This is a genomic window from Stenotrophomonas sp. STEN023 (assembly GCF_056760135.1).
Window position 1 is genome coordinate 1 of record NZ_JBRREF010000056.1, and the last position, 16,590, is coordinate 16,590.

General features: G+C 65.4%; 10 protein-coding genes. 7 read left to right on the forward strand and 3 right to left on the reverse strand.

Annotated features, from left to right (window positions below):
- Positions 1 to 89: 89 nt before the first annotated feature.
- Entirely contained in the window at positions 90 to 686 is a 597-nt protein-coding gene (locus tag ACVOLV_RS15115) for a Dps family protein (RefSeq protein WP_481555104.1), read from the reverse strand.
- Positions 687 to 774: 88 nt separating this feature from the next.
- Between ACVOLV_RS15115 and hrpA the strand changes: the two genes are divergently transcribed.
- Entirely contained in the window at positions 775 to 4,980 is a 4,206-nt protein-coding gene (hrpA, locus tag ACVOLV_RS15120; protein ID WP_481555105.1) for an ATP-dependent RNA helicase HrpA, read from the forward strand.
- A 12-nt stretch (positions 4,981 to 4,992) separates the two neighbouring features.
- Here the strand turns inward: hrpA and ACVOLV_RS15125 are convergent, their stop codons facing one another.
- Both ACVOLV_RS15125 and ACVOLV_RS15130 read right to left on the reverse strand, forming a co-directional pair.
- Entirely contained in the window at positions 4,993 to 5,529 is a 537-nt protein-coding gene (locus ACVOLV_RS15125) for a DUF4124 domain-containing protein (protein ID WP_481555106.1), read from the reverse strand.
- A gap of 69 nt (positions 5,530 to 5,598) precedes the next feature.
- Positions 5,599 to 6,114, reverse strand: coding sequence for a hypothetical protein (locus ACVOLV_RS15130; RefSeq protein ID WP_481555107.1), 516 nt, complete (start codon positions 6,112 to 6,114; stop codon positions 5,599 to 5,601).
- Positions 6,115 to 6,175: 61 nt separating this feature from the next.
- Here ACVOLV_RS15130 and ACVOLV_RS15135 point away from each other — a divergent pair, with 61 nt between their 5' ends.
- The 6 genes from ACVOLV_RS15135 (at position 6,176) to yoaA (ending at position 16,589) form a co-directional block, all read left to right on the forward strand.
- A complete protein-coding gene (locus ACVOLV_RS15135; protein WP_481555108.1) occupies positions 6,176 to 8,332 on the forward strand; it encodes a RelA/SpoT family protein in 2,157 nt (718 codons plus the stop codon).
- 13 nt (positions 8,333 to 8,345) lie between these two features.
- Complete coding sequence (locus tag ACVOLV_RS15140; protein WP_481555109.1) at positions 8,346 to 9,893, forward strand: tetratricopeptide repeat protein; 1,548 nt, start codon at positions 8,346 to 8,348, stop codon at positions 9,891 to 9,893.
- Positions 9,894 to 10,242: 349 nt separating this feature from the next.
- Positions 10,243 to 11,289, forward strand: coding sequence for a glycosyltransferase family 2 protein (locus tag ACVOLV_RS15145; RefSeq protein ID WP_481555110.1), 1,047 nt, complete (start codon positions 10,243 to 10,245; stop codon positions 11,287 to 11,289).
- 81 nt (positions 11,290 to 11,370) lie between these two features.
- Positions 11,371 to 13,797: a penicillin-binding protein 1B gene (gene mrcB / locus ACVOLV_RS15150; protein ID WP_481555111.1), complete on the forward strand. Its 2,427-nt coding sequence runs from the start codon at positions 11,371 to 11,373 to the stop codon at positions 13,795 to 13,797.
- Between the two features lie 8 nt (positions 13,798 to 13,805).
- Entirely contained in the window at positions 13,806 to 14,339 is a 534-nt protein-coding gene (locus ACVOLV_RS15155; RefSeq protein WP_481555112.1) for a tetratricopeptide repeat protein, read from the forward strand.
- Positions 14,340 to 14,492: 153 nt separating this feature from the next.
- Positions 14,493 to 16,589, forward strand: coding sequence for a DNA repair helicase YoaA (yoaA, locus tag ACVOLV_RS15160; RefSeq protein ID WP_481555113.1), 2,097 nt, complete (start codon positions 14,493 to 14,495; stop codon positions 16,587 to 16,589).
- Position 16,590: the final 1 nt, after the last annotated feature.

Sequence of the window (16,590 nt, forward strand, 5' to 3'; positions counted from 1 at the left end):
CGTCCCCGCGCCCCCCCGCGCGCACGCCCCATCCCCCCTCCCCCCCCCCCCTCTCGGGCCCCCCCACTACAGGTACTGCGTCGAACCCTTTACTGCAGCAAAGACCGCAGCATCCACGCATATTTCTCATGGATCTGCAGGCGCTGGGTCAGCAGATCCTCGCTGGGGGCGTCGTCGGCGTCATCGGCCTGGTCCAGCACCTTGCGTGCGGTCCGGCAGACGGCTTCATTGCCGACCACCAGCTGGCGCACCATCTCGCGCCAATCGGCGCTGTCATTCAGGCCTGGCTCCTCGGCAATCGAGGTCAGCGCAGCGAACTCGCGATAGGAACCCGGCGCGTTGAAACCCAGCGCGCGGATGCGCTCGGCGATCTCGTCCAGGGCGTTCCACTGTTCGGTGTACTGGTCCATGAACATGTTGTGCAGCGAGTTGAACATCGACCCGGTGACGTTCCAATGGAAATTGTGGGTCTTCAGGTACAGCGTGTACGAATCGGCAAGGAAGTGTGACAGGCCGTCGGCGACCTTCTTGCGATCCGCGTCCTTGATCCCGATATCTACGGCAGGTGCCGAGGGTGCGGCGGCTGCCAGCTTTTTCTTGCCGATTTCCGTGTTGGAGACGGCTGCTGCTGCGGCCTGCTTCTTCTTGCCGGCTTCTGGTTTGCTGCTGTTCTTGGCCTTGGCCATGACGCTTTTCTCCTTGGCGGGTTGAATGGCTTCACAATAGCGCTCTGGGCACCATACCTGTATTTCAAGTTTTGACGTTGAACGATTGATGAGCACTATCGAAAATGACCTGTCCGCGCGCTTGCGCGCCGCCCGCCCCGCCATTGACGGGGCGATGAGCCGTGACCGTGGGCGCCTGTTGGGGCTGCTGTCGCGCTGGCAGGGCAAACCTGCGGACACGGCGGCCGAGCAGGCCTTCCAGCAGCAGTTGCAGCGCTCGCACACGCAGCGCCAGCAACGCGCTGCGCGGCCGATCGCCATCACTATGGACGAAGCGCTGCCAATCGCGCGTGAGGCCGAGCTGATAAGTGGCCTGATCCGGGCCCATCAGGTGGTGGTCATCGCCGGCGAAACCGGCTCCGGCAAGACCACCCAGCTGCCCAAGCTGTGCCTGGCCGCCGGTCGTGGCGAGGCGGGAATGATCGGCTGCACCCAGCCGCGCCGCATCTCCGCCCGCGCGGTGGCCGCGCGGGTGGCCGAGGAACTGCAGACCGAGCTGGGCACGGTGGTCGGCTACCAGGTGCGCTTTACCGACAAGGTCGGTGAGGACAGTCGCATCAAGTTCATGACCGACGGCATCCTGCTGGCCGAGATCGCCTCGGACCGCTGGCTGTCGCGCTACGACACCTTGATCATCGACGAGGCGCACGAACGCAGCCTCAACATCGACTTCCTGCTGGGCTACCTGAAGCAGCTGCTGCGCAAGCGCCCGGACCTGAAGTTGATCGTGACCTCGGCCACCATCGATACCGAGCGGTTCTCGCGCCATTTCGACAATGCGCCGGTGGTGAATGTCGAGGGTCGCACCTATCCGGTCGAAGTGCGCTACCGGCCGCTGGAAGAAATGGGCAAGAGCGCCGACAGCGCTGCCGCACCAGTGCGTGGCAAGCGTGTGGAAGCGGACAGCGAATCGGCGATGGATCCGGTTTCGGCGATTGTCGCTGCCGTCGATGAAATCACCCGCAGCGACGCGCGCGGTGATGTACTGATCTTCCTGCCCGGTGAACGCGAGATCCGCGATACCCACCAGGCCCTGGAACGCCGCAAATACCGCGAAACCGAAGTGCTGCCGCTGTACGCGCGCCTGTCGGCCAAGGACCAGGACCGGGTTTTCAATCCCGGCCCGAAGCGGCGCGTGGTGCTGACCACCAACGTCGCCGAAACCTCATTGACCGTGCCGCGCATCCGCTACGTGGTCGATCCTGGCTATGCCCGCGTCAAACGCTACAGCCCGCGGCAGAAGCTCGATCGCCTGCACATCGAGCCGGTCTCGCAGGCCAGCGCCAACCAGCGCAAGGGCCGCTGCGGTCGTATCTCCGAAGGCGTGTGCTACCGGCTGTATTCGGAGGCTGATTTCCTGAGCCGCCCGGAGTTCACCGATCCGGAGATCCGCCGCTCCTCGTTGTCCGGCGTAATCCTGCGCATGCTGCAGCTGGGCTTGGGCAAGATCGACGAGTTCCCGTTCCTGGAGGCACCGGACGAGCGCGCGGTGGCCGACGGCTGGCAGCAGCTGGCCGAGCTCGGCGCCATTGACGAGGCGCGCAAGCTCACCGACATCGGCCGGCAGATGTCACGCTTGCCGGTGGACGTGAAGCTGGCACGCATGCTGGTGGCCGCGCACAAGGGTGGTTGCCTGCGCGAGATGCTGGTGATCGCCTCCTTCCTCGGCATCCAGGACCCGCGCGAGCGGCCACCGGAAGCACGCGAGGCGGCTGACAACGCTCACGCTTTGTTTGCCGACGCACGCTCTGAATTCATCGGCATCCTGCGGCTGTGGAATGCCTACCGCGATGCCCACGAAGAGCTCACCCAGTCCAAGCTGCGTGATTGGTGCGGGCGCCACTTCCTCGGTTTCCTGCGCATGCGCGAATGGCGCGAGCTGCATCGCCAGCTGCGCCTGTTGTGCGAGGAGCTGGGCTGGTCGATGGGTGAGGACGAGAGCTTCGGCAAGGCGCTGTTGTCGGCGCCACCGGCCGTGCCTGCCGGGGGTGATGCAGAGGCAAAGCGCAAGGCGACGCGTGGCGAGCAGCACAAGGCTGCGCGGCTGGCCCGCGAGGGAGCAAAACCGGGGTCAGCGTCGGGTTTCCCTCGAACTTTTCCCGTAGCGGAAGCAACAATTGGGAAACCCGACGCTGACCCCGGTTTTGACTCCATCCCCGACAAAGTACGCATAGCGGCCTATCAGACCCTGCACCGTGCGGTGCTGGCTGGCCTGCCGACCCAGATTGGTCATCGCAGCGAGAAAGGCGACTTCCAGGCGCCGCGTCAGCGTCGCTTCCATCTGTTCCCGGGTTCGGCCCTGGCCAAGCGGCCACCGCCGTGGGTGCTCAGTGCCACGCTGCTGGACACGGCGCGCGTGTGGGGCATGACCAATGCCTCCATCGAGCCGGACTGGGTGATTGCCGAGCTGCCGCACCTGCTGGCGCGCAAGCACTTCGATCCACATTGGTCGCGTGCCCAGGGCCAGGTGCTGGCCTCGGAACAGATCAGTCTGTTCGGACTGGTGCTGGCACCGAAAAAGCCGGTGCATTACGGCAGGATCAATCCTGGCGAAGCCCACGACATCTTCGTGCGGCAGGCGCTGGTAACCGGCGAGATCAACACCCGCGCCGGTTTTGTCGCCGACAACATGAAGCTGCTGGAGCAGGCGCGCGAAGAAGAGGCCAAGCTGCGCCGTGCCGGCATCGTTGCCGATGAGGATTGGCAGGCGCGCTGGTACCTGGATCGGGTGCCGTCGCATATCCATTCAGCCAATCTGCTGGATGGCTGGTGGAAGGCTTTGCCGCCGGAACAACGCCGCAGCCTGCACTGGTCGCTGACCGATCTGTTGCCGGGCGAAGGCAGCGAGCAGGACCGCTATCCGAAGTATTTCCCGTTGGGCGATGCGCGCCTGGCCATGCACTACCGGTTTGAGCCGGGCAGCGAGGAGGACGGTGTCACCCTTGACGTGCCGCTGCACCTGCTCAACGCCTTGGACCCGGCGCGGCTGTCGTGGCTGGCGCCGGGCTTCGTCGCGGACAAGGCGTCGGCCTTGATCCGCAGCCTGCCCAAGGCGATGCGCCGCAATTATGTGCCGGCACCGGATTTCGGTCGCGCGTTCGCCGAAGCCTGGCCGCAGCCCTCTGCCGATGACATCCGCGGCGAGCTGGCGCGATTCCTGTCCAAGGCCACCGGTGCGATGGTTGCGGCCACCGATTTCGACGTGGATTCACTGGACCCGCACCTGCGCATGAACCTGCGTTTGTTCGAAGTGACGCAGGCCGTTGCAGGGCGCGGTAAAGCGCCTGTGTCCAGCGAGAAGAACGGCATGAAGTTGCTGGCAATGTCGCGCGATCTGGATACCTTGCGTGCCCGCTTTGGCGAACGCGCTGGCAGTGCTTTTGCCGCACGCGCTGGTGCGGCGCTGGCAGCTGAAGGTCTGCGCGAGTTCCCGGCCAGCGCCATTCCCGAGCAGGTGCCCGGCGAAGCCGGTGTACCAGCCTATCCGGCGTTGGTGGATACCGGCGATGCTGCCGCGCTGCGCATTTTCGCCGACAGGAATGAAGCTGCCTTGATGCATCCGCAAGGCGTTCGTCGTCTGCTCGAGATCTCCTTGGCCGACAAGCTCAAGCAGGCACGCAAGCAGCTGCCGGTGTCGCCCAAGACTGGCCTGTTGTATGCGGCCATCGAGTCACAGGAGCGGTTGCGTGGCGATCTGGTCGATGCGGCGGTGAACGCGGTATTGGCCGATGGATTGGACGCGATACGCACCCCGGAAGCCTTCCAGCAGCGCTGTGCAGACGCCGCCAAGCGTTTGTTCGGCGAGGCGATGGAGCGGCTCAAGCTGGCCGAAAGCATCCTCGGTTTGACCGGCGAGTTGAAGCCGCAGCTGGAGTCCCCGTTGATGGGCTGGGCACGCGGCAACCTGGACGATATGCAGGCGCAGCTGGCCGGTCTGGTGCATGCGGGCTTCCTGCGCGAGACGCCAGCCGATGCGCTGGCGCAGTTCCCGCGTTATCTCAAGGCGATGATCCTGCGTGCCGAACGCGCCAAGCGCGATCCACCGCGTGACCAGGCGCGCATGCTCGAACTCAAGCCCTTTGTCGATGCGTTGCAGGAAGCGCGTGTGCAGGGACTGGCACAGCGCCCACAGTGGGCGGCCTTGCGCTGGGATATCGAAGAGCTGCGGGTATCGTTGTTCGCCCAGGAACTGGGCTTCCGCTCCGGTATCTCAGCCAAGAAGCTGGCCCAGCGGGTAGCTGCGCTGCGCAGCTGAGGCCCGCTGCGCTCAGCGGCCGATTGCCGCCTCCGGGCGGTACTGCTGGACACAGGCGCGGCGGGCGGTGTTCATCTGCGTATGCGCATTGGCATGCTCGCGGCTGATGGCCTGGCGGAAGGTTGCCATCCGCTGCCGCAGCGCCTGGCTGCGCTGTGCGTCCGCTGCCTGCGCCAGCTGCTCATTGAGCATGCTCATCTGCTGCTGCAAGGTGCCGATGCGGTCGTTGGAAGAGCCATAGATGGATGCGGTGGCGTTGCTGATGCAACTGCGCTCGGCGTCCAGCGCCTCGGCGGCGGTGCGGCCGTTGCTCTCCGCCTGCACCGGCGGGGTGCCCGGCAACGCGGTTGCAGGCGGAGTTACTGCGCTGCCGGGTGCTGCCGGGTTGCTGGAGACAGGCTGCTCGCGCAGCTTCATCGGCTCGGCGCGGGCATCGCAGGGATGCTCGGAGTACATGGTCTCCCCGGACTTGCCCTTGCACTTGTAGACCTGTGCGGCAGCGGTGACCGGAAGCATCAGCAACAACAGTATCAGGACGAATACGCGCATGAAGGTGGCAGGCTCAAGGGGGCGGTGACAGGAAACGCCACTCCGGCCAGCGCGGCCGGGGCAGGGGGCTCACTTGGTGCGGCGGACCTTGGCGCGGGTATTGAGGCCGTCGATCTGCAGGTACCAAACGTTCATCAGGCCGGGGGTGATACGAACCGCAGGAGTCTGCTTGCGCACGCCGCTGACGCTGGTGTCATCGGTCTGTTCCCATATCTGGCCATTGTCCAGCGTGTATTCGCGGCCCTTGCTGAAGCCACGGAACTCACCTTCAAGGTTTGCCTGGATGGGCTCGTTGGAACCGAAACTGGAGAAGCCACGATGCTTGACGATCACTTCCTGGCGGCCTTCTTCGCGCGCCTGTTCCACTGACGCACTGGCAGCCTGGCTCAGCTTGCCCTGCAACCAGTCGTTGAGCGTGACCAGCTCTGCGGCGCTGAGCTTGTCCAGACCAGCAGCCTTGAACTCGGCAGCGGACATCTGCTGCTGTAGATCGCCCTGTACCACGCGCTGGGCGTGGGCATCGAGGAACGGGTAGGACGACAACGCGGTGGCGGCAAGCAGGACAGCGAGGCGGGGCAGCTTCATGAATATTGTTCCCAGAGAGGGTGGGCGCTAGTGTAGGGGCATCTGCCTGTAATTGAATGCTGTGAACAGTTCCCCCTCTCCCGGTCTGGATGCGTTGCTGCAGCGCGCCTCAACCCGTGCCCTGTCCGAGCCGCTACGGCAGGCCTTGCTGGCCTGCTGGCAGCAAGCGGACATGGATGTGTCGCCGCGCCTGCCATGGCCGGTACTCGCCGATACGCTGGATCTGCTGGCGCTGCTGTCCGCCGACGAGAGCGTGACTGTGGCAGCGCTGCTGTTCGATCTGCCGGGCCTGCGCGCGCGGCTGGGCGACCTGCCGCTGGGGCCGGGCGCTGCGGCGGTGAACGGGTTGCTGGACGGGCAGGAAGCTGCCGACCAGGTATGGGCACTGCATGCCGGGCGTGATGCCGGCCGTAACAGCGAAGGCCTGCGACGCCTGCTGCTGGCGATCATCCACGATCTGCGGGTGGTGCCGATCCTGCTGTCGCGGCAGCTGGCCTGCATGCGTGCGGCCGACAAGCTGCACGCCGAAGAACGCCGCGCGCTGGCCCAGTTGACCCGTGACATCCACGCCCCATTGGCCAACCGGCTGGGCATCTGGCAGCTGAAGTGGGAGCTGGAGGATCTGGCGTTCCGCTTCCTGGACCCGGACACCTACCGCCACATCGCCCGCGAGGTGGACGAAACCCGCATCGCCCGCGAGCGCTACGTGGAGGCAGTGAAGAAGAAGCTGTCGGCGGCCCTGGCCGAGCAGGGCATCCGCGGCGAAGTCAGCGGTCGACCCAAGCACATCTACAGCATCTGGCGAAAAATGCAGAAAAAGCAGCTGGCCTTCGAGCAGCTGTACGACCTGCGCGCGGTGCGGGTGATGGTCGAGGACGTTGGCGCCTGTTATGCCACGCTGGGCGTGGTGCATGCGCTGTGGACGCCGATTCCCAGCGAGTTCGACGATTACATCGCGCGGCCCAAGGCCAATGACTACCGCTCGCTGCACACGGCGGTGATCGGCCCGGAAGGGCGCACCATCGAAGTGCAGATCCGCACCCACGACATGCATGCGCAGGCCGAGTTGGGCGTGGCCGCGCACTGGAAGTACAAGGAAGGCGGCAAGGGCGCCGAGAAGTCCTTCGACCGCAAGATCACCTGGATGCGGCAGCTGCTGGAGCAGGCGCAGGACCCGGGTAGTCCGGATGACCTGGCCGGCGCACTGGATGCCGAGCTGATCGAGGACCGGATCTACGCACTCAGTCCCAAGGGCGAGGTGATGGATCTGCCCGCCGGTGCCACTCCGTTGGACTTTGCCTACCATGTGCACACCATGGTCGGGCACCGCTGCCGCGGGGCCAAGGTCAATGGTCGCATCGTGCCGCTGACCTACCACCTGCGCAGCGGCGACCGGGTCGAGATCCTCACCGGCAAGGAGGCTGATCCACGCCGTGACTGGCTGCTGCAGTCCAATGGCTTTCTGGCCAGCGGGCGTTCGCGCGAAAAGGTGCGCAACTGGTTCCACAAACTGGACCGTGCCCGCAACGTGCAGGCCGGCCGCGAACTGCTGGACCGCGAACTGAAGCGGCTGGGCCTGCAGCATTCGGATCTGATGGTGGCGGCGCGCAAATTCCACGCCGACAGCGTCGACGATCTGTACATTCAGGTTGCGCTGGGCGATACCGGCCCCAACCAGGTCAGCCGCGCACTGCTGGAGGCCGAGAAGGCCGCTTCGCAACCTGCGGCGCCGGCCTTGCCAAGGCCAACCGCACGCCGCGGCAGCATCGGCAAGTCCGATTTCACCGTGCAGGGCGTTGGTAATCTGTTGGTGCAGCTGGCACGTTGCTGCCAGCCGGTGGCCGGCGAGCCGATCACCGGCTATCTGACCCGCACCCGTGGCGTGACCGTGCACCGCATGGACTGCGTATCGCTGGCACGCTTGTCGGCCGCACACCCGGAGCGGGTACTTCCGGTGGAGTGGGGCAGGACCGGCTCCGGCTACGAGGTGGATGTGATGGTGCGCGCGGTGGACCGGCGCTGGCTGTTGAAGGACATCACCAACCTGATCGCGCAGGAAGATGCCTATGTGCTGGAGATCAACAGCGACAACCTGCGCGAAAGTGGACGCGTGCAACTGCGCCTGCGGCTGAAGGTGAGCGACTACGGCCAGTTGTCCACCCTGCTCGGAAAACTCGACGCCTTGCCCGGCGTAGACGATGCACGAAGGCTGGGATAGGTAAGCTTGGCGCATGGAGAACTGGCGTCAGCGCGGCCAACAGGGATTGGAGACATTCGGCGACAAGCTGCGGCTGTACGGGCGCTGGTGGGTGGCGCGTGGCTGGAACAGCCCGCGCGCCTGGCGCTCCATCGCCATTGGTGTGGCTGCATTGGCGCTGGTATTGGCGCTGTTCCGGCAGCCGCTGGCGGACTGGTTGTGGCCGGAAACCAAGATCCAGAAACTGCTCGATGACGGCCGCCAGGCGCTGCGCGATGGGCGTTTGAGCACTGCCGATGGGCGCGGCGCGCGCGAATTGTTCGAGGCCGCCGCCGCGCTGGACCCGGACCGCAGCGATATCCGCAACGGCTTGGCGCAAACCGCACAGGCGGCACTGGCGCAGGCACGCAGGGAGTTGGCGGCCGGTGATCGGGACGCAGCCATGGCCAGCCTGACATTGGCCCGACAGCTGCAGGCACCGTCGGCAGATATCGAACCACTTGCGGCCAAGCTGCAACAGGCGGCAAGCGAACAGGACGGCGTCGAGCAGTTGTTGCAGCTGGCCGAGGCGGCGCAGGCGCAGGGGCGGCTGGATGAAGCGCCCGATGCAGCATTGCCGCTGTATCAGCGGGTATTGGCGCTGCAGCCGGACAAGATGCAGGCGCTGGAAGGGCGCGATGAAGTGCTGTCCGATCTGCTGACCCAAGCCACGCGCTCGGCGGACCGCGGCGATCTGGCTGCGGCAGCGGTCTTGTTGCAGCGGGTGGAGCGCTACGACGCCGGTCACGCCAATCTGCCTGCGGTCAAGGCGGTGATGAATGCAGCGCTGGAGCAGCGCCGGCAGCAAGGCGAGCGCGATCTGCAACGTGGACGACTGCAGCGTGCGGCAACCGCGTTCCAGCAGGTGTTGGCAGCCGGCGAAGACCCCGCGGCACGCCAGGGCCTGCAGCGCATCGCCCATGCGCAGGTACAGGAAGCCGTGCGCCTGGCGGCGGATTTCCAGTTCGAGCCCGCCGAGCAGGCCTTGCAGCACGCGCGCGAACTGGCGCCGGACAGCGCCGAACTCGCGTCCGCGGAACAGGTCGTGCAGCGCGCGCGGCAGGCTCGGCAATCGATGGAGGCACCGGGCAGCGGTGCCGAGCGCGAGCGCCGCCTGAAGATCCTGCTCAAGCAACTGGACGAGGCTGAGGCGCGCCAGCAGTGGCTGCTGCCACCAGGCAGCAGCGCCTACGATCGTTTCAAGGCGGCGCAGGCACTGGCACCGCAGGATGCGCGGGTCAAACGCGCGGCGGCACGCATTCTGCCTGCTGCACGCAGCTGCCTGGAGGACAATCTTCGCGGCAACCGCCTGCGCGCCGCGCGCACGTGTCTGGACGCCTGGCAGGCATTGGCCCCGACCGACCCGGCATTGGCCCCGGCGCGGCGACGTCTGGCCCAACGCTGGATAGCGGTGGGTAGCGAACGTCTGGGTGGCGGTGATACCGCATTCGCACAGCAGGCGCTGGCGCAGGCGCAGCAGATCGATCCGGCTACGCCGGAAATCGCCGGTTTCAACGAGCGCGTGCGCAACGCGTTGCGTTGAAGTCGTGTAGCGCCGAGCCATGCTCGGCTGAAGCTTTCCCGCCACAGCCCCAGCACAGCATGGCTGCGCTCTACAGGCGAGACCGGCGGCTGCAGGAATCCGCTGAAACCCGCTGGATATTGCCGGGGGTCCCCCAGCAAAATCACCCGCTGCACCACCTGACGCGCCGCTTCAGTGCAGCGTTGCCACGGCAACACTGAAACGCTGGCTGCCCGATTGAAGTCGGCTCAGGGGATGCGTGAGCGTAACGATGCCGGGCGATAATACTGCGAGTGGCCTGGGATGGATTGTCGGCGTCAAAGCCCCATCCTTGGCTACAATTTGGGCTTACCTATTCCGGATGAACCCCATGCCCGTTGAAACGGATGCTGGCAGCGGTGCGGGCAGCGCGGGTGTGGTGCTATGTACCTACAACGGCGCCAACTATCTGCCCCAGCAACTGAACAGTATTCTTGCCCAAAGCGTTCGCGTGGATGAGGTCATCATCTCCGATGATGCCTCCAGTGATTCCACGGTTGAGATGCTGAGTGCCTTCGCAGCGCGTGCTCGCGCTATGGGAATTCGTGTTGAACTGTTGTTGCGCACGGAAAACGTGGGGTTTGTTCGAAACTTCTCTGAAGCGCTCAGTCTGAGTGCGGCAGATCTGGTGTTTCCATGTGATCAGGACGATGTCTGGCATGAACGGCGCGTTGAGGTTTTCCTTGAACGCTTTGCCGCTGATCCCAGCGTGATGTTGTTGCACGGCAACGCGCAATTGGTGGATGCCAACGGTGCTGCGCTCGGGGAAACACTCGTCGGTGCACTCCGTATTCATCGCGCCGAACTGGCGCTGGAGTCCACCGTCATGCCATTGGATGCATTGCTGGTGCGCAATCTGGTGACCGGTGCAACCGCTGCGGTGCGCAGGCCGGTCATCGAGCACGGTTTGCCGATTGCGGCAGGATGGGTCCACGATGAGTGGCTGGCGGTGGTGGCGGCGGTACATGGGCAGATCGGTTTCGTAACCGAACCGATGGTCGACTACCGGCAACACGGTAGAAACCAGATTGGTGCAAAGCGCGAGTCCTTTGTGCAGCGACTACGCCGTTTGGAGCTCTTTGCTGCGCCAGCACGGCAGCGTGCCGTGCTCAGATATGCGGCGCTGATTGAACTCGTCCATGCAAGGCAACTGCGCTTGGCACCGACCTCATTGTCCGGGTGTGGCGCACTGTGCTGGAGAATCACCTGGTCGCGCCTACGGATGTACCGCCGGCACGATGTCAGCTGGCGCTGGATTGCCTACGATGTGCCCAACATGTTGGTGAGGGTCGCCAGCGTTTGCCTGGCAGGTGGTGGAGTGTCCGCGCTTTGGGCTGGGGTTCGTGGCGGATGGGTGGGCTGGCGGGGCGCCAGGTAGCGGCGGTCGGCGTTTGGCGCGGGTTACGTTGCGTCAGGATGGCTGCGCTAAACTGCGGCGGTACTCACTTGATGCCTCCCTGTGCCACGACGCCACGATTCCGACCAGTTCGACGACGATACCGACGGCAGCAGCCCTGTGTGGCGTAGCCGCTTGATCACCTGGGGACTGGCCGCAGCCGCATTGGGGCTGGGCTTCATGATCCCCTATACGCTGTACCTGAACAGCCAGGTCACGCAGCGTTTTGGTGAACTGCGTTGGCAGATCCCGACCCGCGTATATGCCCGCCCGCTGGTGCTCAGCCCGGGCACGGCGATGAACGCCAATACGTTGAAGACCGAGTTGGCGGCCTCTGGCTACCGTGATGACGGCACCGGCAATAGTCCCGGCACCTATAAGGCGCAGGGCGGCAGCTTCACCATTTCCAGCCGCGGCTACGTCGATGTGGACGGTAATGTCGCGGCCAGGAAAGTGGATGTCGTGGTCTCCGGTGGGCAGGTGGCTTCCTTGCGCGAGGCCGGCAGCCGCAAGGCGCTGAAGGCTGCGCGATTGGATCCGGCGCGTATTGCCACCCTGTACGGCCAGAAGCAGGAAGAGCGCCGGCTGGTGCGGGTACGCGAAGTGCCCGAACTGCTGGTCACCGGCCTGCAGGCGGTGGAGGACAAGGACTTTGCCCGTCATCACGGCATCGACCTGAGCGGAATCGCGCGTGCGGTGTGGGTGACCATCCGTAGCGGTGGCGAGACCAGGCAGGGCGCCAGCACCTTGACCCAGCAGCTGGCCCGCAGCGGCCTGCTCGGCATCGGCAAGGAACAGACCATCACCCGCAAGTTCAACGAGGTGCTGTACGCGCTGATCATGGAGGCGCGCTACGACAAAGCCACCATCCTCGAGGCCTACCTCAACCAGGTCTACCTGGGCCAGCGCGGCAAGCAGGCCATCCACGGGGTGTCGGCCGGTGCCGAATTCTGGTTTGGTCGTGATCTCAATTCGCTGAGCAGCGAGCAGATCGCGTTGCTGATCGGTCTGGTCAAAGGCCCTTCGTTCTACGACCCGCGCCGCAACCCTGAGAACGCGCTGGACCGCCGCAACTTCGTGCTGGGCAAGCTGCGCGAGAACAACCTGATCGACGACGCCGAGTACCAACGCGCGGTCAAGGCACCGTTGGGCGTGTCCAAGAACGCCGGTATTGCCGCGGCCAATCGTTTCCCGGCCTATGTTGATCTGGTACGTCGCCAGTTGGGCAATGATTACCCGGAGAACGTGCTGCAGGGCGCCGGTCTGAATGTCTTCACCGGCATGTCGCCGTCGGCCCAGGCCTATGCCGAGGGCGCGGTGGCGCACACCATCAAGGCACTGGAAAACAAGCGTCGCCCGGAGCTGCAGACCGGTCTGGTGGTGACCGACGTACACAACGGCGACGTGCTGGCCGTGGTCGGCAGCCGTGATGTGTCCGAGCCTGGCTTCAATCGCGCCATCGAGGCGCAACGGCCGGTCGGGTCGCTGCTCAAGCCCTTTGTCTATCTATTGGCGCTTGCCCAGCCGGATCGTTTCTCGCTGGCCAGTTGGGTGGACGACTCACCGGTCACCGTCAAGCTCAGCCGTGGCCGCAACTGGACGCCTGGCAATGCCGACAACCGCAGCCATGGCACGGTGCGCTTGATCGATGCCTTGGCCCGCTCCTATAACCAGGCCACGGTGCGGGTTGGCATGCAGGTCGGGCCGGAGCGGCTGACCCAGTTGATCAACGTGCTCGCCGGGCTCAAGGCTGAGTCCAATCCGTCGGTGATCCTAGGTTCCACCGACCAGAGCCCGTATGGCATGGCCCAGCTGTATCAGTTCCTTGCTTCCGGTGGCGAGATCCAGCCGCTGCATGCGGTGCGTGGCGTGGTCGATGCGCAGGGCAAGTTGCTCAAGCGCTATGACAAGAGCCCGGCACCGGCACAGGAAGGCGATTCGATTGCCGCCAACCTGATCAGCGTCGGCCTGCAACAAGTGGTCTCCAGCGGCACCGCTTCGGGTTTGAACGCCGATGGTCTGTCGCGGCTGCAGGCGGCTGGCAAGACCGGTACCTCCAACGACGGCCGTGACAGCTGGTATGCCGGTTATACCGGCGACCATCTGGCGGTGATCTGGATGGGTAACGACCAGAACGAGCAGACCGGTCTGTTTGGTGCTTCCGGCGCGATGCGGGTGTGGTCGGGCATCTTCCGCAACCTGCCGAGCAAGGCCTTGCATGTGAACAACAAGGGCCTGGATTGGCAGTACGTGGAAGCGGCCGGCAGCAATGCCACCGACGAATCCTGCCCGGGCGCGCGTCGTTTCCCGTTCGTGGTGGGTTACGCGCCGCAGTACGTGCCCTGTGCCTTGCCGGCGGAAGTGCCGCTGGAAGAAGGTGCCGAGGGCGCGCAGGAGCAGTCCGGTGGCGGTTGGCGTGGCTGGCTGGGCTTGGACCGCAAGGAAGCTGAACCGGCTGCGGCCCCCGCGGCACAGACGCCTGCGCGATAATCCAAAGCATGAATACCAAGTCTTTGATCCGCTACTCGCTGCTTGCCGCCGCAGCGTCCCTGTCACTTGCAGGTTGCGTCAGCGCACCACCGGCGGCGAAGCCGACGGTGGTCGACAACACCACCCCGGCCCAGCGTCTGGCCGCGGTGGATGCCATCGCCGGTGTCGACGACACCGAACTGACGGTACAGCCGCTGCGCGATGCGCAGGTCGACGATCTGCGCCAGACCGCGATCGCCAAGCGCAAGGCCGGCGATCTGGCCGGCGCGGCGGAAGCTCTGAACGAAGCACTGCTGCAGGTAAGCGATGACCCCGGCATCCTGCAGGAGCGCGCCGATATCGCCCTGCTGCAGGCCGATTGGCAGCGCGCCGAGACCCTGTCCAAGAAGGCCTTGGATCTGGGTTCGCGCACCGGCCCGCTGTGCCGTCGCCACTGGGCCACCATCGAACAATCGCGTCTGGCCCGTGCCGAAAAAGAGAATGCCGCCTCCGCGCATGCGCAGATCGAAGGCTGCACGGTGCCGGGGATCAAGCGCTTTTGATTTGTGCCTGGAATCGGGAGTTGGGAATAGGGAGTTGAACAGCCTGATCGCTGGGCGAAGGTGGACTCCGCCGTTGCCATGGCGCGATCAACGTTCCGAATGCGGTTTATCCCTATTCCCCATTCGCGATTCACCATTCCCAACGCTCAAGCCATGTCCTCCCTAGTCACCGCCAGCTGCGAAGCACTCAGTGAAGGTGGCGCGCTCGCGCGTCAGCTCGATGCTTTCGTGCCGCGGCCTGCCCAGCTGCGCCTGACCGGGGCCATCGCCGAGACCTTCCAGCAGCGTGACGTGTTGCTGGCCGAAGCCGGTACCGGCACCGGCAAGACCTACGCCTATCTGGTGCCAGCCTTGCTGTCCGGTTTGAAGACCATTGTCTCCACCGGTACCCGTGCGCTGCAGGACCAGCTCTACCATCGCGATCTGCCGCGCGTGCGCGCCGCATTGGGCGTTGGTCATCGCGCCGCCTTGTTGAAGGGGCGGGCGAACTATCTATGTCGCTATCGGCTGGATCAGGCCCGCGGCGAGCCGCGCTTCACTTCGACCGAGCAGGTGGCGCAGTTCCAACGCATCCTTACCTGGTCCGGCCGCACCCAATACGGTGACATGGCCGAGCTGGATGGGCTGGCCGATGACTCGCCCTTGCTGCCGATGGTCACCTCGACGGTGGACAACTGCCTGGGCACCGATTGCCCGTTCTGGGGCGATTGCTTCGTGGTGCAGGCCCGGCAGCGCGCGCAGGAAGCGGACCTGGTGGTGGTCAATCACCATCTATTGCTGGCCGATCTGGCGTTGAAACAGGAAGGCTTCGGCGAAATCCTGCCCGGCGCGCAGGCCTTCGTCATCGACGAGGCACACCAGTTGCCAGAGCTGGCCGCCAATTTCTTCGGCGAAGGTTTTGGCATGCGCCCGTGGCAGGAACTGGCGCGTGACTGCCTGGCCGAATGCCGCAGCGTTGCCGGCGCGCAGGCGACCCTGCAGCAGCCTGTGGCGACGCTGGAACTTGCGCTGCGCGAACTGCGCGAGGCGATGGAGAAACTGCCGCAACGTGGCACCCGCTGGCGTGCCCTGGCGGTGCCAGCAGTGGCGGAGGGCTTTGATGCAGTCGCCGGCGCAATGGCGCAGTTGCGCGATGCATTGGGTTTTGTGCGCGAAGCCTCGCCCGGACTGGATGCCTGCCATGCGCGCGCGCTGGAAGGTGTGTCGCGGTTGTCGCGCTGGTTGGATGACGGCGACAGCGCTGCGGTCGACGAGTGGGATATCGATGAGGTTGTGGTCGCGGCGGAAGAGGGTGCCGCGCCGGCGGCCAGCGATTCGCTGTTCCCCGTCGATGATGGCAACGATGTGCTGTGGTACGAGCTGACGCCGCGCGGCTTCCGTTGCCAGCGCACGCCGATGGACGTGTCCGGTCCGTTGCGTGAGCACCGCCTGCGTTCGATGGCGGCCTGGGTATTCACCTCGGCCACGCTGACCGTCGATGGCGGCTTCGAGCACCTGTCCAAACGCCTGGGCCTGGATGATCCCGATACGCTGGTCCAGCCCAGCCCCTTCGATTGGCAGCAGCAGGCGCTGTGCTATCTGCCGCAGCAGCTGCCCGATCCGGCCGCGCGCGGTTATGGCGCGGCTTTGATTGCGACCTTGCGGCCGGTCCTGGAGGCCTCACAAGGCAGGGCCTTCCTGTTGTTTGCCTCGCACCGCGCGCTGCGCGAGGCCGCCGATGCGCTGCGGGGCGGCCCTTGGCCTTTGTTCGTGCAGGGCGAGGCGCCGCGCGCCAGCCTGCTGCAACGCTTTCGCGAGTCGGGCAATGGCGTGCTGTTGGGCGCAGCCAGCTTCCGTGAAGGCGTGGACGTGGTTGGCGATGCGCTGAGCGTGGTGGTGATCGACAAGCTGCCGTTCGCTGCCCCCGATGATCCTGTGTTCGAAGCGCGGCTGGATGCGATCCGACGCCAGGGCGGCAATCCGTTCCGCGATGAGCAGCTGCCGCAGGCGGTGATCGCGCTCAAGCAGGGCGTAGGCCGGCTGATCCGCAGTGAGACCGACCGCGGCGTGCTGGTGCTGTGCGACCCGCGGCTGCTGTCGCGCGGCTACGGCCGCATCTTCCTGGATTCCCTGCCGCCGTTCCGCCGTACCCGCGCGTTGGCCGATGTGCAGGCCTTCTTTGCGCGACAATGGGCGCCGGAGGCGGATTCCGCCAGCGCGACGGCCTCGGCCGACGCTGGTTCCGAAGCGCCGCCGTTCTCCCTTTCCTGAT